General features: G+C 73.3%; 16 protein-coding genes. 12 read left to right on the top strand and 4 right to left on the bottom strand.

Translation table 11 applies throughout. The annotated features are described in order from the left end of the window. Positions 1 to 26 precede the first annotated feature (26 nt). Positions 27 to 1,790: a family 20 glycosylhydrolase gene (locus KZQ38_RS25900; RefSeq protein WP_219445334.1), complete on the top strand. Its 1,764-nt coding sequence runs from the start codon at positions 27 to 29 to the stop codon at positions 1,788 to 1,790. A 61-nt stretch (positions 1,791 to 1,851) separates the two neighbouring features. Further along, positions 1,852 to 2,550, top strand: a complete 699-nt coding sequence (locus KZQ38_RS25905) for a S1 family peptidase (protein WP_219445336.1) — start codon at positions 1,852 to 1,854, stop codon at positions 2,548 to 2,550. Between the two features lies 1 nt (position 2,551). On the opposite strand, the gene KZQ38_RS25910 is transcribed toward KZQ38_RS25905, so the two are convergent. Next, a complete protein-coding gene (locus KZQ38_RS25910; RefSeq protein ID WP_219445338.1) occupies positions 2,552 to 3,337 on the bottom strand; it encodes a hypothetical protein in 786 nt (261 codons plus the stop codon). A 79-nt stretch (positions 3,338 to 3,416) separates the two neighbouring features. Beyond that, positions 3,417 to 3,653, bottom strand: coding sequence for a hypothetical protein (locus tag KZQ38_RS25915; RefSeq protein WP_219445339.1), 237 nt, complete (start codon positions 3,651 to 3,653; stop codon positions 3,417 to 3,419). A gap of 203 nt (positions 3,654 to 3,856) precedes the next feature. On the opposite strand from KZQ38_RS25915, the gene KZQ38_RS25920 reads away from it, so the two are divergent. From KZQ38_RS25920 to KZQ38_RS25950, 7 genes are all read left to right on the top strand, one after another. Continuing rightward, a complete protein-coding gene (locus tag KZQ38_RS25920; RefSeq protein WP_219445341.1) occupies positions 3,857 to 4,939 on the top strand; it encodes an XRE family transcriptional regulator in 1,083 nt (360 codons plus the stop codon). Next, entirely contained in the window at positions 4,936 to 6,102 is a 1,167-nt protein-coding gene (locus tag KZQ38_RS25925; protein WP_219445343.1) for a hypothetical protein, read from the top strand. Before KZQ38_RS25920 ends, KZQ38_RS25925 begins: the two co-directional genes overlap by 4 nt. An 87-nt stretch (positions 6,103 to 6,189) precedes the next feature. After that, the gene (locus KZQ38_RS25930; RefSeq protein WP_219445345.1) at positions 6,190 to 7,314 is read left to right on the top strand and encodes an acyl-CoA dehydrogenase family protein; all 1,125 of its coding nucleotides are present in this window, start codon (positions 6,190 to 6,192) and stop codon (positions 7,312 to 7,314) included. Continuing rightward, on the top strand, positions 7,314 to 8,324 hold the full coding sequence (locus tag KZQ38_RS25935; protein WP_219445347.1) for a s-methyl-5-thioribose-1-phosphate isomerase: 1,011 nt from the start codon (positions 7,314 to 7,316) through the stop codon (positions 8,322 to 8,324). Before KZQ38_RS25930 ends, KZQ38_RS25935 begins: the two co-directional genes overlap by 1 nt. Further along, positions 8,317 to 8,982 carry an acireductone synthase gene (mtnC, locus tag KZQ38_RS25940; RefSeq protein ID WP_219445349.1) on the top strand — a complete coding sequence of 222 codons (666 nt, stop codon included), beginning with the start codon at positions 8,317 to 8,319 and terminating at the stop codon, positions 8,980 to 8,982. Before KZQ38_RS25935 ends, mtnC begins: the two co-directional genes overlap by 8 nt. Then, a complete protein-coding gene (mtnB, locus tag KZQ38_RS25945; RefSeq protein ID WP_219445351.1) occupies positions 8,979 to 9,572 on the top strand; it encodes a methylthioribulose 1-phosphate dehydratase in 594 nt (197 codons plus the stop codon). The genes mtnC and mtnB overlap by 4 nt, the downstream gene beginning before the upstream one ends. Then, a complete protein-coding gene (locus KZQ38_RS25950; protein WP_219445353.1) occupies positions 9,569 to 10,132 on the top strand; it encodes a 1,2-dihydroxy-3-keto-5-methylthiopentene dioxygenase in 564 nt (187 codons plus the stop codon). The genes mtnB and KZQ38_RS25950 overlap by 4 nt, the downstream gene beginning before the upstream one ends. Here KZQ38_RS25950 and KZQ38_RS25955 read toward each other — a convergent pair. Then, positions 10,071 to 10,724 (bottom strand): HD domain-containing protein, encoded by a 654-nt coding sequence (locus tag KZQ38_RS25955; protein ID WP_219445354.1) that lies wholly within the window; start codon positions 10,722 to 10,724, stop codon positions 10,071 to 10,073. The genes KZQ38_RS25950 and KZQ38_RS25955 overlap by 62 nt on opposite strands. A gap of 188 nt (positions 10,725 to 10,912) precedes the next feature. Here KZQ38_RS25955 and ctaD point away from each other — a divergent pair, with 188 nt between their 5' ends. The 3 genes from ctaD to KZQ38_RS25970 all read left to right on the top strand — a co-directional run bounded on the left by ctaD (position 10,913) and on the right by KZQ38_RS25970 (position 14,707). After that, on the top strand, positions 10,913 to 12,700 hold the full coding sequence (gene ctaD, locus KZQ38_RS25960) for an aa3-type cytochrome oxidase subunit I (RefSeq protein WP_219445355.1): 1,788 nt from the start codon (positions 10,913 to 10,915) through the stop codon (positions 12,698 to 12,700). 79 nt (positions 12,701 to 12,779) lie between these two features. Further along, positions 12,780 to 14,006 carry a phosphoserine phosphatase SerB gene (gene serB, locus KZQ38_RS25965; RefSeq protein WP_219445358.1) on the top strand — a complete coding sequence of 409 codons (1,227 nt, stop codon included), beginning with the start codon at positions 12,780 to 12,782 and terminating at the stop codon, positions 14,004 to 14,006. Between the two features lie 14 nt (positions 14,007 to 14,020). Beyond that, complete coding sequence (locus KZQ38_RS25970; RefSeq protein WP_219445775.1) at positions 14,021 to 14,707, top strand: peptidyl-tRNA hydrolase; 687 nt, start codon at positions 14,021 to 14,023, stop codon at positions 14,705 to 14,707. Here KZQ38_RS25970 and KZQ38_RS25975 read toward each other — a convergent pair. Next, entirely contained in the window at positions 14,704 to 16,731 is a 2,028-nt protein-coding gene (locus KZQ38_RS25975) for an ATP-dependent DNA helicase (RefSeq protein WP_219445360.1), read from the bottom strand. The genes KZQ38_RS25970 and KZQ38_RS25975 overlap by 4 nt on opposite strands. Positions 16,732 to 16,814: the final 83 nt, after the last annotated feature.

Consider the following 16,814-nt stretch of genomic DNA (forward strand, 5'->3'; position numbering starts at 1 on the left):
GCCGCCTTGGCAAGAGGAGGTCCGACGTGAAACTCCGAGCGAGGACGGCCCGCGCGGGCGCCGCCCTGGCGCTGGTCGCCGGCGCGGCGGTGGTGTGGGACGCGGCACCGGCCCCGGCGGCCGAGCCGCTCCAGGCCATCGTGCCCGTGCCGGTCTCGGTGCGGGCGGCGGCGGGTGTGACGCACACCCTCGACGGCACGACGAAGATCCGCACCGCGGCGGCGGCGCACGGCGTCGGCGAGTACCTGGCGGAGCTGCTGCGCCCCTCGACCGGGCACCCGTTCCCGGTCGAGGACACCACCGGCGCGCCCACCGACGGCATCGCCCTGCTGCTCGACGGCGCGCCCACCGAGGTCGGCGACCAGGGCTACCGGCTCGACGTGACCGCTGCCGCGATCACCCTGCGCGCCAACACGGCGGACGGCCTGTTCGCGGGCGTGCAGACGTTGCGCCAGCTGCTGCCCGCCAAGGTGGAGCACCGCACCCCGCAGACCGGGCCGTGGACCGTGCCGGGCGCGACCATCACCGACCACCCGCGCTTCGGCCACCGGGGCGCGATGCTCGACGTGGCACGCCACTTCCACCCGGTGGCCACCGTCAAGCGCTACCTCGACCAGCTCGCCCTGCACAAGGTCAACCACCTGCACCTGCACCTCACCGACGACCAGGGCTGGCGGATCGCCATCGACAGCTGGCCGCGCCTGGCCACCCACGGCGGCAGCACCCAGGTCGGCGGCGGTCCCGGCGGCTACTACACCAAGGCGCAGTACCAGGAGATCGTGGCGCACGCGGCGGCCCGGCACATCACCGTCGTGCCCGAGATCGACATGCCCGGCCACACCAACGCCGCGCTCGCCTCGTACGCCGAGCTGAACTGCAACGGCGTCGCACCCGCGCTGCGCACCGACATCGCGGTGGGCTACAGCTCGCTGTGCGTCGGCAAGGACGTCACCTACAAGTTCGTCGAGGACGTCATCCGGGAGGTCGCCGCGCTCACGCCCGGCCCGTACCTCCACATCGGCGGCGACGAGGCGAACGCCACCACCGACCAGGACTACCGGACGTTCATGACCAAGGTCCTGCCGCTGGTCGCCAAGTACGGCAAGAAGCCGATGGGCTGGCACGAGTTCGTGAAGACCACCAACGACACCGCGGCCGTACCGCAGTATTGGGGCACCACCACGTCCAACGAGGTGGTGCGGGCCGCCGCCGCGCGTGGCGCGAAGGTGCTGATGTCCCCGGCCAACAAGGCGTACCTGGACATGAAGTACAACGCCTCGACGCCGCTCGGCCTGACCTGGGCCGGGTACATCGAGGTGCGGGACGCCTACAACTGGAACCCCGGCACGCACGTGAGCGGCGTGCCCGAGTCGGCCGTGCGCGGCGTCGAGGCTCCACTGTGGACGGAGACGGTGGTGACGCCCGCGCACGTCGACTTCATGGCGTTCCCCCGGATGGCCGCCATCGCCGAACTCGGCTGGTCGCCGTGGTCCACCCACGACTGGGAGGCGTTCAAGGTCCGGCTCGGCGCGCAGGCGCCGCGCTGGACCGCCCTGGGTATCGACTTCTACCGCTCGACGCAGGTCCCCTGGGACAACGGGGGCGGCGGCCCCACCACCTCCACGACGACGACCTCCGGCACACCCGCCGGCGCCTGGGCGCCCGGTGTCCAGTACGCGGTGGACGCCCTGGTCGTCTTCGACGGCGTGACCTACCGGTGCCGCCAGCCGCACACGTCGCAGCCGGGGTGGGAGCCGGCCAACGTCCCGGCGCTCTGGCAGCGCGTCTAGTCCGCGAACCCGGGAGGCGCGTGACCACGCGCCTCCCGGCCCACTTCCGAGGAGGCGCGTCGTGACGCGTGTTCTGCTGGTCCTCCTGCTGCTGGTCGCCCCGGTGGCGACCGCCGGTCCCGCATCCGCCGTCGTGGGCGGCCATCAGGCCACCCGGCCCTACCCGTTCATCGCGTCCCTCCAGGCCAACGGCGCGCACTTCTGCGCAGGCAGCCTGATCCGCCCGGACTGGGTGGTCACCGCCAAGCACTGCGTCGCCGGCCGGGCGCCGGCGGCGATCGGCCTCCGCGTCGGCTCGACCGACCGGACGACCGGCGGCACCCTCACGCAGGCGGTGCGGAGCGTCGTCCACCCGACCGCCGACCTGGCGTTGCTGCGGTTGCGCGCGCCGGTCACCCACCCGCCGGTCGCGGTCGCTCCGCCGACGCCCGCGCCCGGACCGCGGCCACCGCTGTTCCGGCTGCTGGGCTGGGGACTGACCTGCGAGGGCTGCACGCCACCGCCGGTGGTGCTGCACGAGGTGGACGCGGCGCGGGCGACCAACCCCGCGTGCGGCGCGGGCGAGGAGTGCCTCGGCGGCAACGGCCGGGGCGCGTGCCGGGGCGACGACGGCGGCCCGGCGCTGATCGAGTCCGGTGGCACGTGGCTGCTGGCGGGCGTGGCGTCGCGGGCCGTGACGACGGCGTGCCGGGAGGGGACGTGGGCGTACGTCGGCACCGCGGCGCACCGGACGTGGATCGCGAACGTGGTGGGCGGCTGAGTCAGCCGACCCGGGCCGCGGCGACGGGCCGCCGGTCGAGCGGGTGCGTGCCCGCCGACGAGGTGTTCACGCTCCACCGGTACCGGGTGAACTCGCCGGTCTCGTCGGACGCGTAGAACATCATGTGCCCGTAGCCCGCCCCCGTGGTCCGGGTGGTGGCGTCGACGACCCGGCTGTCGGGGAACGCGGGGTAGTCGCCGACGCCGTGCAGGCCGTGTGGTTCCGCGGTGCAGTCCACGACCTGCACGGCGTACTGGGTCTCGCCGGGGAAGTTCAGGCCCGGCCGGGGCGCGTGGTACGTGCCGCGCACGGACCGCACCATGACGATGTGACCGGTGTTGGTGTCCTGGTCGTTGCGGTAGTCGATGGCCACGAGGTCGCCGGGTCGCAGGTCGGCGACCCGGCGCACGCGCCGGAAGTGCGGCACGTCGTCCCGGGCGAACGCGGCCCGGTAGTCGCGGGCGAACGGGCTGGCCGTTCCGAAGTGGGCGTGGAAGAACGCCGTCGTCGCCCATCGGTGGGCGCGCTTCAGCACGGCCGTCTGGAAGGACGCGCACTGGCTCTGGTTGAACCAGGTCGCCGCGTCGTCGGGCGAGCCCCACCGCACCACGTTGGGCTGGTCGGGCTCCTTGTAGGTGTTGTTGGCGGGCGGGCAGGTGGGCAGCGACAGGTAGTCGACGAGCTGTTCCGCCTCCCGCAGGTGCGGTCGCGGGTGCGGTCGCGGCACGCCGTGCGCGACCGCGACGGCGGTGCCGCCGCCCGGGAACGATCTGCGTGACAGGTCCATCGGGCGACTCCCCTTCGCGGTGCGGGCCCGCAACACCGTAATCGAAGGGCCGTGCCCGTTCAGCGCGAACAAGGCTGGTCTAGCGCGTGTAGACCAGGAGGAGCGTGGTCATGGCGGTGCACAGGGCGAGTGCGGTGGCGAGGCCGGTCATGGCCGTGCCCGCCGAGACGAGCACGCGGGTCAGCATCCCGAGCACGCGGCGCAGGAGCCGGACCAGGCCGAGGACGAGGGCCATCGCCCCCGTCATGACCACCACGAGCAGCGGCGCCCACTCGGTGGTCCCGGCGGACTGGGCTAACGAGGCAAGCGTGTTCATGGCAACCCCCGGATGGCGTCCTGGGTGAACTTCACTTAGCTCACTGAAGTTGACTTAAATCTCAGCGCTTTTCAGCGTAAGGTCCGACCGCTGACCTGGCAAGAGAACCCGGCGAGAGGGGTGCCAGACCGGCCTGTTAACCGCAATCGTGTATGTTGCGGCCTTCAGTCGATACGCTGAAGTTCACTGAAGGGCGCTGCGACGTGGTCGGATCGGGTGGGTCCTTTGCGCTGGCGCACCGCCTGCGGGCGTTGCGCGAGGAGCACTGGCCGGACGTGGCCATCACGCAGGCCGACCTCGCGGCGGCGTTCAGCGCCGACAAACCCGCCAGCGTCCCGCTGCTGTCGTCGTGGGAGAGCCGCACGCACCCCAAGGCGCCGCCGGTCGGCAGGCTCGCCGCCTACGCCACGTTCTTCGCGACCCGGCGCTCCGTCGAGGACCGCCCCTTCCGCCTGCTGCCCGCCGAGGAGCTGACCCCGGACGAGGCACGCCGCCGCGACGAGCTGCTGGCCGAGCTGACCGCGCTGCGCGCCGCCGGCCAGGAGTCGCCCGAGGCGGACCGGGGCAGCCGCCGGGACTTCTGGTTCTTCCCGGACCGCAACAACATCACGATCGTCGTCGCCCAGCTCCCCAAGGCGATGCGCGACCGGATGCCGTACGCCGACCCCACCCAGCCCGACTACGTCGAGCTGTACACCTACGCCGACCTCGACGCGCTGATCGAGCTGCACGGCCACATCCGGGCGCTCAACCCGCGCAGCCGCGTGCGGTACCGCATCGCCTCCGCGCTCAGCCCGGACGACTACACCTCCCACCTGGTGCTGCTCGGCGGCGTGGACTGGAACGTCGTCACCCGCGAGCTGCTGGACCGGGTGGACCTGCCGGTCAGCCAGGTCGGCAGGCACGACGAGTCCGAGCCGGGCGGTTTCGTCGTCGGCCGCGGCGACGCGGCCCGGGTGTTCGGGCCCAGGCTGGCGCGGGACGGCGACCGCGACGAACTCCAGGAGGACGTGGCGCACTTCTACCGGGGGCCGAACCCGTTCAACCACAAGCGGACGGTCACCGTCTGCAACGGCATGTACGGCCGGGGCACCCTCGGCGCGGTGCGCGCCCTCACCGACGAGCGCTTCCGCGACCGCAACGCCGACTACCTCCGCAAGACCTTCCCCGGGCTGCCCGCCTACAGCCTGCTCACCCGGGTGTCCGTGGTGAACGGCCAGGTGGTGACCCCGGACTGGAACCTGCCCTGGTACCGGCTCTACGAGTGGCCCGAGGACGGGGGATGACCACCGCACCGGTCGGCGCGCGGGCGGCCCGGCACCACGGCTCCCACCGCGACCTGCTGCGCACCGCCGCCGGTCCCGCCACGCCCACCGCGCGGGTCGACGCGATCATCGTCCCCACCGCGCGCCACCCGGCCGCGATGACGCACGCGGTCGCGCTCGGCGCGGAACTGGGCTGCGTGGTGGTCGCGTTGTGCAGCCGCTACTCGTCGGCCGACGCCGTGGCGCGCCGGGCGCGTGGCGGCGGCGCGGAGGTCGTGGCCGTGGACGTCGACCGGCTGCCCGGCGACCTGCTGCCGCCGTTCGCGACCACCACGGCGCTCGCGGGCACCGTCTTCGAGCGGCGCGTGGACACCAGCCTCAAGCGCAACCTCGGCCTGCTGCTCGCGGGCGTCGTCGGGTGGGAGCGGGTCGCGTTCCTGGACGACGACATCGCGGTGCCCGACCCGCTCGACCTCAACCGCGCCGCCGGCCTGCTGGCCACCCACGACGCCGCGGCGCTCGCCGTCGAGGGCTTCCCGGACAACTCGGTGGTGTGCCACGCATACCGGGCGGTCGGCGGGCCGCAGGAGACGTTCATCGGCGGTGGCGCGCTGGTGGTCGGGCGGTCGTTGTTCGAGTCGTTCTTCCCGAACGTCTACAACGAGGACTGGTTCTTCCTGCTCGGCGACCGGGGCCTGGGGTCGTCGGCGGTGGTGGGCCGGGCGCTCCAGCAGCCCTACGACCCGTTCGCGAACGACGTCCGCGCGCGGTCCGAGGAGCTTGGCGACTGCCTGGGCGAGGGCCTGTTCGCGGTGCTGGACGAGGGCGGCTCGCCCGCCGACGCGGACGAGGTGTTCTTCGACCGGTTCATCGCCGACCGGCGGGCGTTGATCGACGACATCGCCGAACGCGTCCGCGCCCTCCCGCGCACCGCCGAGAACGAGCGGGTGTGGCGGGCGCTCAAGGCCGCCGGCGGGCGCAACCGGCTGATCACCGGCCGGCTGTGCGCGGACTACCTGGCGGCGTGGCGGCACGACCGCGTGGTGTGGCGGGCGCACCTGGACGACCTGCACGGCAGGCTGCGGCCGAAGCGCCGGGCCCGGTCCGCATGGCCGGGGCTCGGCCTCGACAAGGCGTTGGCGGAGCTGGGCCTGGCGAGCCGCGCCCGGCACGTCGCCGGCTGACCTCCCACGTGGCGGAACGCCCGGTTCCGCCGGGAAGCGGGCGACTACCCTTCTCGGGCCGGGTAGTCGTGAGGGTGGAGGCGGTCGATGACGAGCACCGATGGTCGGCAGAAGTGGCTGACCGTCGCCGACGAGGTGGCCGGGGCGTTGCGCGTGGACGCCGCGGAGCGCGACCGGGCGGGCGCCGAGCCGGTGGCCGAGGTGGCCGCGCTGCGCCGCTCCGGGCTGCTCACCGTCACCGACTGGGCCACGCGGCAGGCGGTGACCCGCGTGGTCGCGGCGGCCGACGCCAACATCGGGCACCTGCTCGGCTACCACTACCTCCAGCTGTGGCGGCAGTCCCTGTTCGGCGGCCCGGTGCGGGTCAACGACGAAAACCTGTTCTGGGCGGGCGTCAGCAACCCTCTCGACGCCGCGCTCCAGCTCACGCCCGCCGACGGCGGCTTCCGGGTGAGCGGGCGCAAGACGTTCGCCACCGGCGCGTCCGTGGCGGACCGGATCGTCGTCAGCGCCACCCGCGTCGACACCGGCGAGAAGCTCACCTTCACCCTCGACGCCCGCGCCGAGGGCATCTCGTACGCGGGGGACTGGGACAACATCGGGCAGCGGCTCACCGCGAGCGGCGGGGTCGTGTTCGACGACGTGCACGTGCCGGAGAGCCACGTGCTCGGCCGCCACGACGAGCACAGCCCCCGGCAGTCGCTGGCCGCGCTGGGCTTCCAGGCGGTGCTGGCCCAGGTGTACGCGGCGCTCGCCGAGGGCGCGCTCGCCGAGGCCGCCCGCTACACCCGCGCCACCAGCCGGGCGTGGTTCCTGTCCGGCGTGGACCACGCCACCGCCGACCCGTACGTGCTGGCCACCTACGGCGAGCTGGTCGCCGACGTCGAGGCCGCGGGCCTGCTGGCCGACCGCGCGGCGGAGGCGCTGGGCGAGGCGGGCGACCGCGGCGACGACCTGACCGCGGCGCAGCGGTCGGCGGTGGCCGCCCTGATCTCGTCCGCCAAGGTCGTCACCACCCGGGTCGCCAACCACACCACGGCCAAGGTGTTCGAGCTGTGCGGCGCGCGTGCCACCGCCGCCGGCTACGCGTTCGACCGGTTCTGGCGCAACGCCCGCACGCTCACCCTGCACGACCCCGTGTCGTACAAGGCGCGCGAGGTCGGCGCGTACTACCTCACCGGCGAAGCGGCCCCGTTCACCGGGTACAGCTGATGGAACCGGTCCTCGCCCGCAGCGTCCGGCTCGCCGACGACGGCGTGCACGTCCTGGACCGCCGGAAGTTCCCGTTCGAGCACACGTGGGTGCGCTGCGCGACCGCCGCCGACGTCGCCAAGGCCGTGGAGGACATGGTCACCCAGTCCTCCGGCCCGTACTTCGCGGTGCTGTGGGGCATGGTGCTGGCCGCGCGGGAGGCACGCGGCCTGCCCCGCGCCGAGGCGCGGGCGCACCTGGAGCGGGCCGGGCGCATGTTCGTGGCGACCCGCCGCACCAACAACGCGTTGCGCAAGGCGGTCGCGGCCGTGCTCGCGGGCGTCGACGCGGCGGACGACGTGGAGGCGGGCGCCCTCGCCGGCGCGGTGGCGGGCGACGAGCGGTACCGGGCACGCAGCCGGGCGCTCGGCACGCACACCGCGCGGCTGCTGCCCGACGACGGCGCCGTGCTCACCCACTGCTGGGCCGACCTGTACCTGACGGAGACGGTCTCGGCGGCGCGGGCCGCGGGCAAGCACGTCCGCTTCTTCTGCACCGAGACCCGCCCCTACCTCCAGGGCGCGCGGCTGACCGCCGAGACCCTCGCCGAGATGGGCGTGGACACCACCCTGGTCACCGACGGCACCGGCGCGGCGGTCCTCGCCGCCGGCGAGGTGGACGTGCTGCTCACCGCCGCCGACCGGGTCACCATGGACGGGCACGTGGTGAACAAGGTCGGCACGCTCGGCCTGGCCGTGGCGGCGACCGCGTTCGAGGTGCCGTTCCTGGCGATGGTGCAGGCGCCGGACCGGCTCGCGCCGACCGCGGCGGACGTGCCGATCGAGTTCCGGCCCGGCGAGGAGGTGCTGCGCACGCTCGGCAGGCGCACCGCGAGCGACCGCGTGCGGGGCTGGTACCCGGCGTTCGACGTGACGCCGCCCCGGTTCGTGACGACCGTCGTCACCGATCGCGGCGCGTACGCTCCCGACCGCCTGCACGATTACTACAACGGCGAGGAAGTACATGACTGAATGGGTCGTGCTCGACATCGAGGGCACCCTGTCCGCGACCGACCAGGTGCTGGTCGTGCTGTACGACTACGCCCGGCCGCGGCTGGGACCGTGGATCGACGAGCACGGCGACGACCCGGTGGTCGCCGAGGCGGTCGCGCGCATCCGCGAGCTGTCCGGTGTGGACGGTGGCACGGCCGAGCTGGTGCGCGTGCTGCACGGCTGGATGGACGAGGACCGCAAGGCCACGCCGCTGAAGACGTTGCAGGGCCTCATCTGGCAGCGCGGGTACGCCGAGGGCGACCTGGTGGCCGAGTTCTTCCCGGACGTGGTGCCCGCCCTGCGCGCGTGGCACGCCGACGGGGTCAAGCTGGCCGTGTTCTCGTCCGGTTCCGTCGCGGGCCAGGTGGCGTTCTTCGGGCACACCACCGACGGCGACCTGCGAGGTCTGTTCGAGCACCACTTCGACACCGTGAACGCGGGACCCAAGCGGGAAGCCGACTCGTACCGGGCGATCTCCGCCGTGCTCGGCTCGACCGACGTGACGTTCTACTCCGACGTCCCGGCCGAGCTGGACGCCGCCGCCGAGGCGGGCTGGCGGACCGTGGGCGTGGCGCGGCCCGGCGAGCCCCACGCCGACGCCGACTTCGGTCCACATCGGACGGTGAGCGCGCTGTGACGCCCGGTGCGGCCCTCGCCGCCGAGTGCGCCCGGTACACCGCGATGGGCTGGATGCGCGGCACGTCCGGCAACCTGTCCGTGGTGGTGGACCGCGACCCGCTGCGGCTCGCGGTCACCGCCAGCGGCAAGGACAAGGGCGAGCTGACGCCGGACGACGTGGTGCTGGTCGACGCCGAGGGCCGCACCGACGACCCGCACCGCGTGCCCTCCGCCGAGGCCGGTCTGCACGGCCGGATCGCGGCGGTGTCCGGCGCGGGCGCGGTGGTCCACGTGCACGCCCTCGCGCCGGTCGTGGCCGCCGAGCGCTGGCCGGGCGGGGTGGAGCTGCGCGACCTTGAGATGCTGAAGGGCTTCGGCCGCGCCGCGCACGACGACCTCGTCGTGGTGCCCGTGGTGCCGAACTCGCAGGACATGCGCGTGCTCGGCGACGCGTTCGAAGCCGGCTACCGCCCCGACGTCCCCGCCTTGATAGTGGCCCGGCACGGGGTGTACGTGTGGGGTGACGACCTCTACCAGGCACGTCACCGACTGGAGTGCCTGGAGTGGCTGCTGCGGTTCACGGTGGAGACGAGGAGGGACCCGCGATGACGTTGCTGACCGTGTGGCCGGACACCGACCCGGAGAACGCCGTGGTGCGCACCTCCGACCCGGCCGAGATCGCCGCCGAGCTGAAGCGGCTCGGCGTGCGTTACGAGCAGTGGCCCGTGGTGCCGGGCGTGACCCGGGAGAACGCCCTGGAGGTGTACCGCGAGCAGGTGCGGCGGGTCACCGAGGCCGAGGGCTACACCCTGGTGGACGCCATGGAGATGACGCCGTCCGACGACCCGGAGTGGGTGGCGTCGGCGGCGCGGGCGCGGCGCAAGTTCCTGGCCGAGCACACCCACGACGACGACGAGGACCGCTTCTTCGCGCGTGGCGCGGGCGTGTTCTACCTGCACGTCGACGGTCGCGTGCACGCCGTCCTGTGCGAGGCGGGCGACCTGCTCAGCGTCCCGAAGAACACCACCCACTGGTTCGACATGGGCACCCGCCCGGACTACGTGGCCATCCGGTTCTTCCACGACGAGGACGGCTGGGTCGGCGATTTCACCGGCAACCCGATCGCCGAGTCGTTCCCGACGTTCGACGCGCTCGTGGCCGGTCGCTGAGCGACGCCAACTCGGCCGCGAGGTTGGCCCTGGCGCGCACCTCCCACCGGTCGCGCGCCGCGGCCGTCGCGTACAGCGGGTCGCGCTCCAGCAGGGACCGCAGCACCCGCGACCGGCCGTCCCGCCACGCGTCGTCCGGCACGTGCGCGTACTCCGCGCGCACCGCCGCCCGGTACCACCCGTAGTCCGCCGGCGCGGAACCCAGCACGCCCAGGTCGGCGTCCGTCAGCAGCGCCGCCAACCGGTCCCCGGCCTCGTGGTCGACCGTGGCCAGCACCAGCCGCACCACCTCGGCGGCGTCGACCCCGGCGGCGGCCAGCCGCTCGGCGGCCCACGCCGCGCTGGCGCGCTCGTCGTGACCGGGTTCCCCGTCGTACACCACGTCGTGCGCCAGGGCAGCCAGCACCAGCACGGCCCGTTCCCGCTCGGTCACGTCATCGGCCAGCGCCACGACGTCCCGCGCCACCGCCAGCACGTGCCGCGTGCCGTGGTAACGCCGGTGCGGTTCGCCGTACCGGGCCGCGAGATCACCCGCCGTCCCCGGCCGTCCACCCAGTGCGACGACCGCCGAGTCCCACAACTCCTCCAGCACCGCTTTCCCCTTTCCGTTTTCCGCCACGCCAACGGCAAGAGCACGCCGGACCGGCACTGTGAGCTGCGCTACCTCCCTTGATCCAGCACCGGCCCAGCCGCGCCCCCGGAAACCACGGCGTCTACGATCCGGAGAGCCGGTGGCCGCGCCATCCGGCCATGCCAGAACCAGACAGTGCAGGAGGCACCGTGACGGCCGTAGCCCCGCAGCCGATCGCTACGCGGCCCTTCGGGACTCGCGAGGCGGTCAAGGGTTCGTTCCTGCTGCGGATGTTCCGCACCACGGACCACAAGCAGATCGGGATCATGTACCTGGTCACGTCGTTCGCCTTCTTCATGGTGGGCGGCGCGATGGCCATGCTGATGCGAACCGAGCTGGCCCGCCCGGGTATGCAGTTCCTCAGCCAGGAGCAGTTCAACCAGCTGTTCACCATGCACGGCACGGTGATGCTGCTGCTGTACGCGACGCCGATCGTCTTCGGGTTCGCCAACTTCATCCTGCCGCTCCAGATCGGCTCCCCGGACGTGGCGTTCCCGCGGCTGAACGCCTTCTCCTACTGGCTGTACCTGTTCGGCGGCCTGATCGTGATGGCGGGCTTCATCACGCCGGGCGGCGCGGCCGACTTCGGCTGGTTCGCCTACACGCCGCTGTCGAACGCGATCCACTCGCCGGGCGCGGGCGCGGACCTGTGGATCGCCGGTCTGGTCGTGGGTGGTCTGGGCACGATCCTCGGCGCGGTCAACATGATCACCACGGTGGTCTGCCTGCGCGCGCCGGGCATGACGATGTTCCGGATGCCGGTCTTCACCTGGAACATCCTGGTGACGTCGGTGCTGGTCCTGCTGGCGTTCCCGATCCTGACCGCGGCCCTGCTGGGCCTGATGGCGGACCGGCACCTCGGCGCCCACGTGTTCGACCCCGCCAACGGCGGCGTGATCCTGTGGCAGCACCTGTTCTGGTTCTTCGGGCACCCCGAGGTCTACATCGTCGCGCTGCCGTTCTTCGGCATCGTGTCGGAGATCTTCCCGGTGTTCTCCCGCAAGCCGATCTTCGGTTACAACGGCCTGGTCTACGCGACCCTGGGCATCGCGGCGCTGTCGGTGGCGGTGTGGGCGCACCACATGTACGCCACGGGCGCGGTGCTGCTGCCGTTCTTCGCGTTCATGACGTTCCTGATCGCGGTGCCGACCGGCATCAAGTTCTTCAACTGGATCGGCACGATGTGGAAGGGGCAGCTGACGTTCGAGACGCCCATGCTGTTCAGCATCGGCTTCATCGTCACCTTCCTCTTCGGCGGTCTGTCGGGCGTGCTGCTGGCCGCGCCGGCGATCGACTTCCACGTCTCCGACACGTACTTCGTGGTGGCGCACTTCCACTACGTGCTGTACGGCACGATCGTGTTCGCGACGTTCGCGGGCATCTACTTCTGGTTCCCGAAGATCACCGGGCGGATGCTGGACGAGCCGCTGGGCAAGCTGCACTTCTGGACGACGTTCCTGGGGTTCCACGCGACGTTCCTGGTGCAGCACTGGCTGGGCAACGAGGGTATGCCGCGCCGGTACGCGGACTACCTGCCGTCGGACGGCTTCACCACGCTGAACATGATCTCCACGATCGGCGCGTACATCCTCGGCGCGTCCACGCTGCCGTTCATCTGGAACATCTTCAAGTCCTACCGGTACGGCGAGAAGGTCCACGTGGACGACCCGTGGGGCTTCGGCAACTCGCTGGAGTGGGCCACGTCGTGCCCGCCGCCGCGGCACAACTTCACCGAGCTGCCGCGCATCCGGTCGATCCGCCCGGCGTTCGAGCTGCACTACCCGCACATGGTCGAGCGGATGCAGCAGGAAGCGCACGTGACGTTCACCGGCAAGGCGATCCCGCACGACAAGGCCAAGTCGGCGCCGTCGGAGAAGGCGACCCAGGCCGTGGTGTCCGGCACCGCGTCCGACGAGGACCACCCCGACCACCGGTAACCTGAGCGAAGGTTCACCGTCGAGCCCCGACCGCCCCCCGGCCGTCGGGGCTCGTCGCTGTCTGGCAGAGGAGCCACCAGTGAGCAACCCCAGCGCCACACCCGTCCTGATCACCGTCACCGGCCCGGACAAGCCCGGTGTGTCCTCCGTGCTGTTCGCCGTGCTGACCCGGCACGGCGTGGAGGTGCTCGACGTCGAGCAGGTGGTCATCCGGGGCCGCCTGGTGCTGGGCGTGCTGGTGGCCGCGCCGCACGACCCCGAGGGCCTCCAGGAGTCCGTCGAGCAGGCGATGGCGACGGTGGCGATGCAGGTCGAGGTGGAGATCGGCGCGGACGGCAGGCGCACGGCGCGGCTGGAGTCCAGCCACGTCGTCATCCTGCTGGGCCGCCCGGTGACCGCGCGCGCGTTCACCGAGGTGGCGCGGCGGCTGGCGGCGCTGGGCGCGAACATCGACGCGATCCGGGGCGTGGCCGACTACCCGGTGACGGGCCTGGAGCTGCGGGTCTCGGTGGCGGCGGACACGGCGGACGCGGACTCGGCGTTGCGCGAGGCGCTGGCCGAGGTGTCCGCGCGGGTCGACCTGGACGTCGCGGTGGAGCGGGCCGGGCTGGCGCGGCGGGCGAAGCGGCTGGTGGTGTTCGACGTCGACTCGACCCTGATCCAGGGCGAGGTGATCGAGATGCTGGCCGCGCACGTCGGCGTGGAGCCGCGGGTCCGGGAGATCACCGAGGCCGCGATGCGGGGCGAGCTGGACTTCGCCGAGTCCCTGCGGCGGCGGGTGGAGCTGCTGGCCGGGCTGGACGAGGCGGTGCTGGACGAGGTGGCCGCGTCGCTGGAGCTGACGCCGGGCGCGCGGACCACGGTCCGGACGTTGAAGCGGCTAGGCTTCCGGTGCGGCGTGGTGTCCGGTGGCTTCACCCGGGTCATCCGGTCGCTGGTGGACGACCTGGGGCTGGACTTCTGCGCCGCCAACGAGCTGGAGGTCGTCGACGGCCGCCTCACCGGCCGGGTGCTGGGCGACATCGTGGACCGGCCGGGCAAGGCGGTGGCGTTGCGGCGGTTCGCCGAGCAGGAGGGCGTGCCGCTGGGGCAGACCGTGGCGGTCGGCGACGGCGCGAACGACATCGACATGCTGGGCGCGGCGGGCCTGGGCATCGCGTTCAACGCGAAACCCGCGTTGCGGGAGGTCGCCGACACCGCCCTGTCGCACCCGTTCCTGGACGCGGTGCTGTTCGTGCTCGGCGTGACGCGGGCCGAGGTGGAGGCCGCGGACGCGGCGGACGGGTTGGAGCTGGTGCGGCCGTGAACGAGGTCCTGCGGATGCTGGTGGACCGGCACTACGCGACCGACGAGGAGGACCCGGCGGCGGTGCGGGCGATGCCGGTGGTGCTGCGCATCGAGCGCGCCGACCCGCCGTGCCGCACCGACGTGCTGGAGGCCGCCGCAGCGGCTGCCGTCGCGGTGTGCCTGGACCCGCGTGCCGAGCCCGGCGGCGAGTGGCACGACGAGGTCGTGGCGTGGGTGCGCGGTCGCATCCGGAAGGTGACGCGGCGTGCTCGCGGCGCGCACTGGGCGGCCGTGCAGGCGTTGCCGGGCGTGACCGTGCGGGTGGGCGGCGCGGAGGTGCGCGCGTTCGTGCCGTCGCGGGTGTCCGACGTGCCCAAGGAGCTGTCGCGGCTCCAGATCTCCGGCAGCGAGCTGCCCGCCGACGAGCCGGGACCGGTGCCCCCGGGCGCGCGGGTGCTGTGGCTCAACCCGCGGGTGGAGATGACGGCGGGCAAGGCGGCGGCGCAGGTGGGTCACGCGTCGATGCTGCTCGCGCCGACGCTGTCGGACCGGGAGCTGGCGGAGTGGGCGGCGCTGGACTACCGGTGCGCGGTGCGGACGCCGACGCCGGGGGAGTGGGACGCGCTGCTGGCCCGCCCGGACACCGTGGTCGTGCGGGACGCCGGCTACACGGAGGTCGACCCGGGCACGGCGACCGTGGCGGTGCCCCGCACCGGCTAGTCGTTCGCCGCGTCCAGGCGCTTGAGGGCGGCCCGCACGACCTCCGGGTCGTAGGTCGTCCAGAACGGCGGCAGGGAGGCGCGCAGGAAACCGCCGTAACGCGCGGTGGCCAGGCGCGGGTCCAGGATCGCCACCACGCCCTTGTCCGACATGGAGCGGAGCAGGCGGCCCGCGCCCTGCGCCAGCAGCAGCGCCGCGTGGGTCGCCGCCACGGTGAGGAACCCGTTGCCGCCCCTGGACTCCACGGCCTTCTGGCGTGCCGACGCGAGGGGGTCGTCCGGGCGCGGGAACGGGATGCGGTCCATCACCACCAGTTGCAGCGCGGGTCCCGGCACGTCCACGCCCTGCCACAGCGACAGCGTCCCGAACAGGCAGGTGCGCGGGTCCTCCGCGAACCGCTTCACCAGCTGGCCGGTGGCGTCGTCGCCCTGGCACAGCACCGGGTGGTCGAGCCTGCCCCGCAACGCCTCCGCCGCGGCCTTCGCGGCCCGCATCGACGAGAACAGCCCCAGCGTCCGCCCGCCCGCCGCGTTCACCAGGCCCTCCAGCTCGTCCAGGTAGGACGGCGGCAGCCCGTCGCGGCCCGGCGGCGGCAGGTGCCGCGCCACGTACAGGATGCCGCTGCTGCCGTGCTCGAACGGCGACCCGACGTCCAGGCCCGACCAGCGCGGCTGCCCGAGGTCGGCGGGCGGCTCCTTGTCGGTGGCCGTGCCCTCGGCCTTGCGCGCCGCCGACGACGCGGGCAGCCCCCACTGCCGGGCGAGCGTGTCGAACGTGCCGCCGAGGGTGAGGGTCGCCGAGGTGAGGATGGTGGTGCGCTTGGCGAACAGCCGTTCCCGCAGCAGCCCGCCCACGCCGAGCGGCGCGACGCGCAGCGACGGCGCCCGGTTGCGGTCGCCGAAGTCGCCGGACACCCACACCACGTCCCGGTCGTCGTCGAACGCCTCCAGGATGCGGGCCGCGCAGTCGTGCACCTCGTCCAGCAGCGACCGCGCGAGCTTGCGGGACGTCGCGCCGTCCACGTCCTCCTTGCGCTCCGGCCCGAGCGAGGTGACGCACGCGTGCGCGGCGTCCTTGACGGCTCGCAACGCGCCCGCCAGCGCGGGCGGCAGGGCGTCCAGGCGGCCGACCGGCGCGTCCTCCATCAGCATCGCCAGGCCGTCGCTCGCCTCGGCCATCCGGTCTGCCGTCGCCTGGTCGATCAGCCGCCCGCACCGCCGCGCGGCGGTGGCGACGAGGGACGCGCTCAACTCCTCCGTGGCCACCGACGTGATCCGGTCCACCAGGTCGTGCGCCTCGTCGATCACGACCACGTCGTGGTCGGGCAGCACCTGGTAGCCCTCCAGGGCGTCCACGGCGAGCATGGCGTGGTTGGTGACCACCACGTCCGCGCGGCCGGCCTCGGCCCGCGCCCGCTCCGCGAAGCAGTCCGCGCCGATCGGGCACTTCGCCACGCCGAGGCACTCGCGGGCGGTCACCGAGACCTGGCGCCACACCTGGTCGGTCACGCCCGGCACGAGTTCGTCGCGGTCACCGGTCTCCGTGTCGGACGACCACTCGTGGATGCGCTTGACCTCGCGGCCCATGCGGGACACCGCGAACGGGTCGAACAGGCCGGCTTCCTCCGGCTCGTCCGGCGCGCCGGTGTGGACGCGGTGCATGCAGAGGTAGTTGCGGCGGCCCTTGAGGATCGCGAAGCGCGGTTCCCGGCCCAGCTCGCGGCGCAACGCCTTGGCCAGGCGCGGCAGGTCGCGGTCGACGAGCTGCCGTTGCAGGGCGATGGTGGCGGTGGAGATGACGACCGTCGACTCGGAGACCACGGCGTGGCGGATCGCGGGCACCAGGTAGGCCAGCGACTTCCCGGTGCCGGTGCCCGCCTGCACGGCCAGGTGCTCGCCGGTGCGGATGGCCCGCTCGACGGCCTCGGCCATGTCGAGCTGGCCCGCGCGCTCGGCGCCGCCCACCGCCTCCACGGCTACGGCGAGCAGGGCCCTGGTGTTCGGGATCGCGGTCGTGGACGGCACGGGGAGACGGTACCCGGCGGCGTGTGCCGGGCGTGGCCAACTCCCACCGGCAGCCCCGGCCCGGGGACCGGGCCGGGGCACGG

Source organism: Saccharothrix obliqua (assembly GCF_019375475.1).
GTDB lineage: Bacteria > Actinomycetota > Actinomycetes > Mycobacteriales > Pseudonocardiaceae > Actinosynnema > Actinosynnema obliqua.

Excerpts from the sequence above, each read along its gene's own strand:
- KZQ38_RS25950 (WP_219445353.1), top strand. The coding sequence starts at position 9,569 with ATGACGTTGCTGACCGTGTGGCCGGACACCGACCCGGAGAACGCCGTG.
- KZQ38_RS25970 (WP_219445775.1), top strand. The coding sequence starts at position 14,021 with ATGCTGGTGGACCGGCACTACGCGACCGACGAGGAGGACCCGGCGGCG.
- KZQ38_RS25925 (WP_219445343.1), top strand. The coding sequence starts at position 4,936 with ATGACCACCGCACCGGTCGGCGCGCGGGCGGCCCGGCACCACGGCTCC.
- mtnC (WP_219445349.1), top strand. The coding sequence starts at position 8,317 with ATGACTGAATGGGTCGTGCTCGACATCGAGGGCACCCTGTCCGCGACC.
- KZQ38_RS25915 (WP_219445339.1), bottom strand. The coding sequence starts at position 3,653 with ATGAACACGCTTGCCTCGTTAGCCCAGTCCGCCGGGACCACCGAGTGG.
- KZQ38_RS25930 (WP_219445345.1), top strand. The coding sequence starts at position 6,190 with ATGACGAGCACCGATGGTCGGCAGAAGTGGCTGACCGTCGCCGACGAG.
- KZQ38_RS25910 (WP_219445338.1), bottom strand. The coding sequence starts at position 3,337 with ATGGACCTGTCACGCAGATCGTTCCCGGGCGGCGGCACCGCCGTCGCG.
- KZQ38_RS25935 (WP_219445347.1), top strand. The coding sequence starts at position 7,314 with ATGGAACCGGTCCTCGCCCGCAGCGTCCGGCTCGCCGACGACGGCGTG.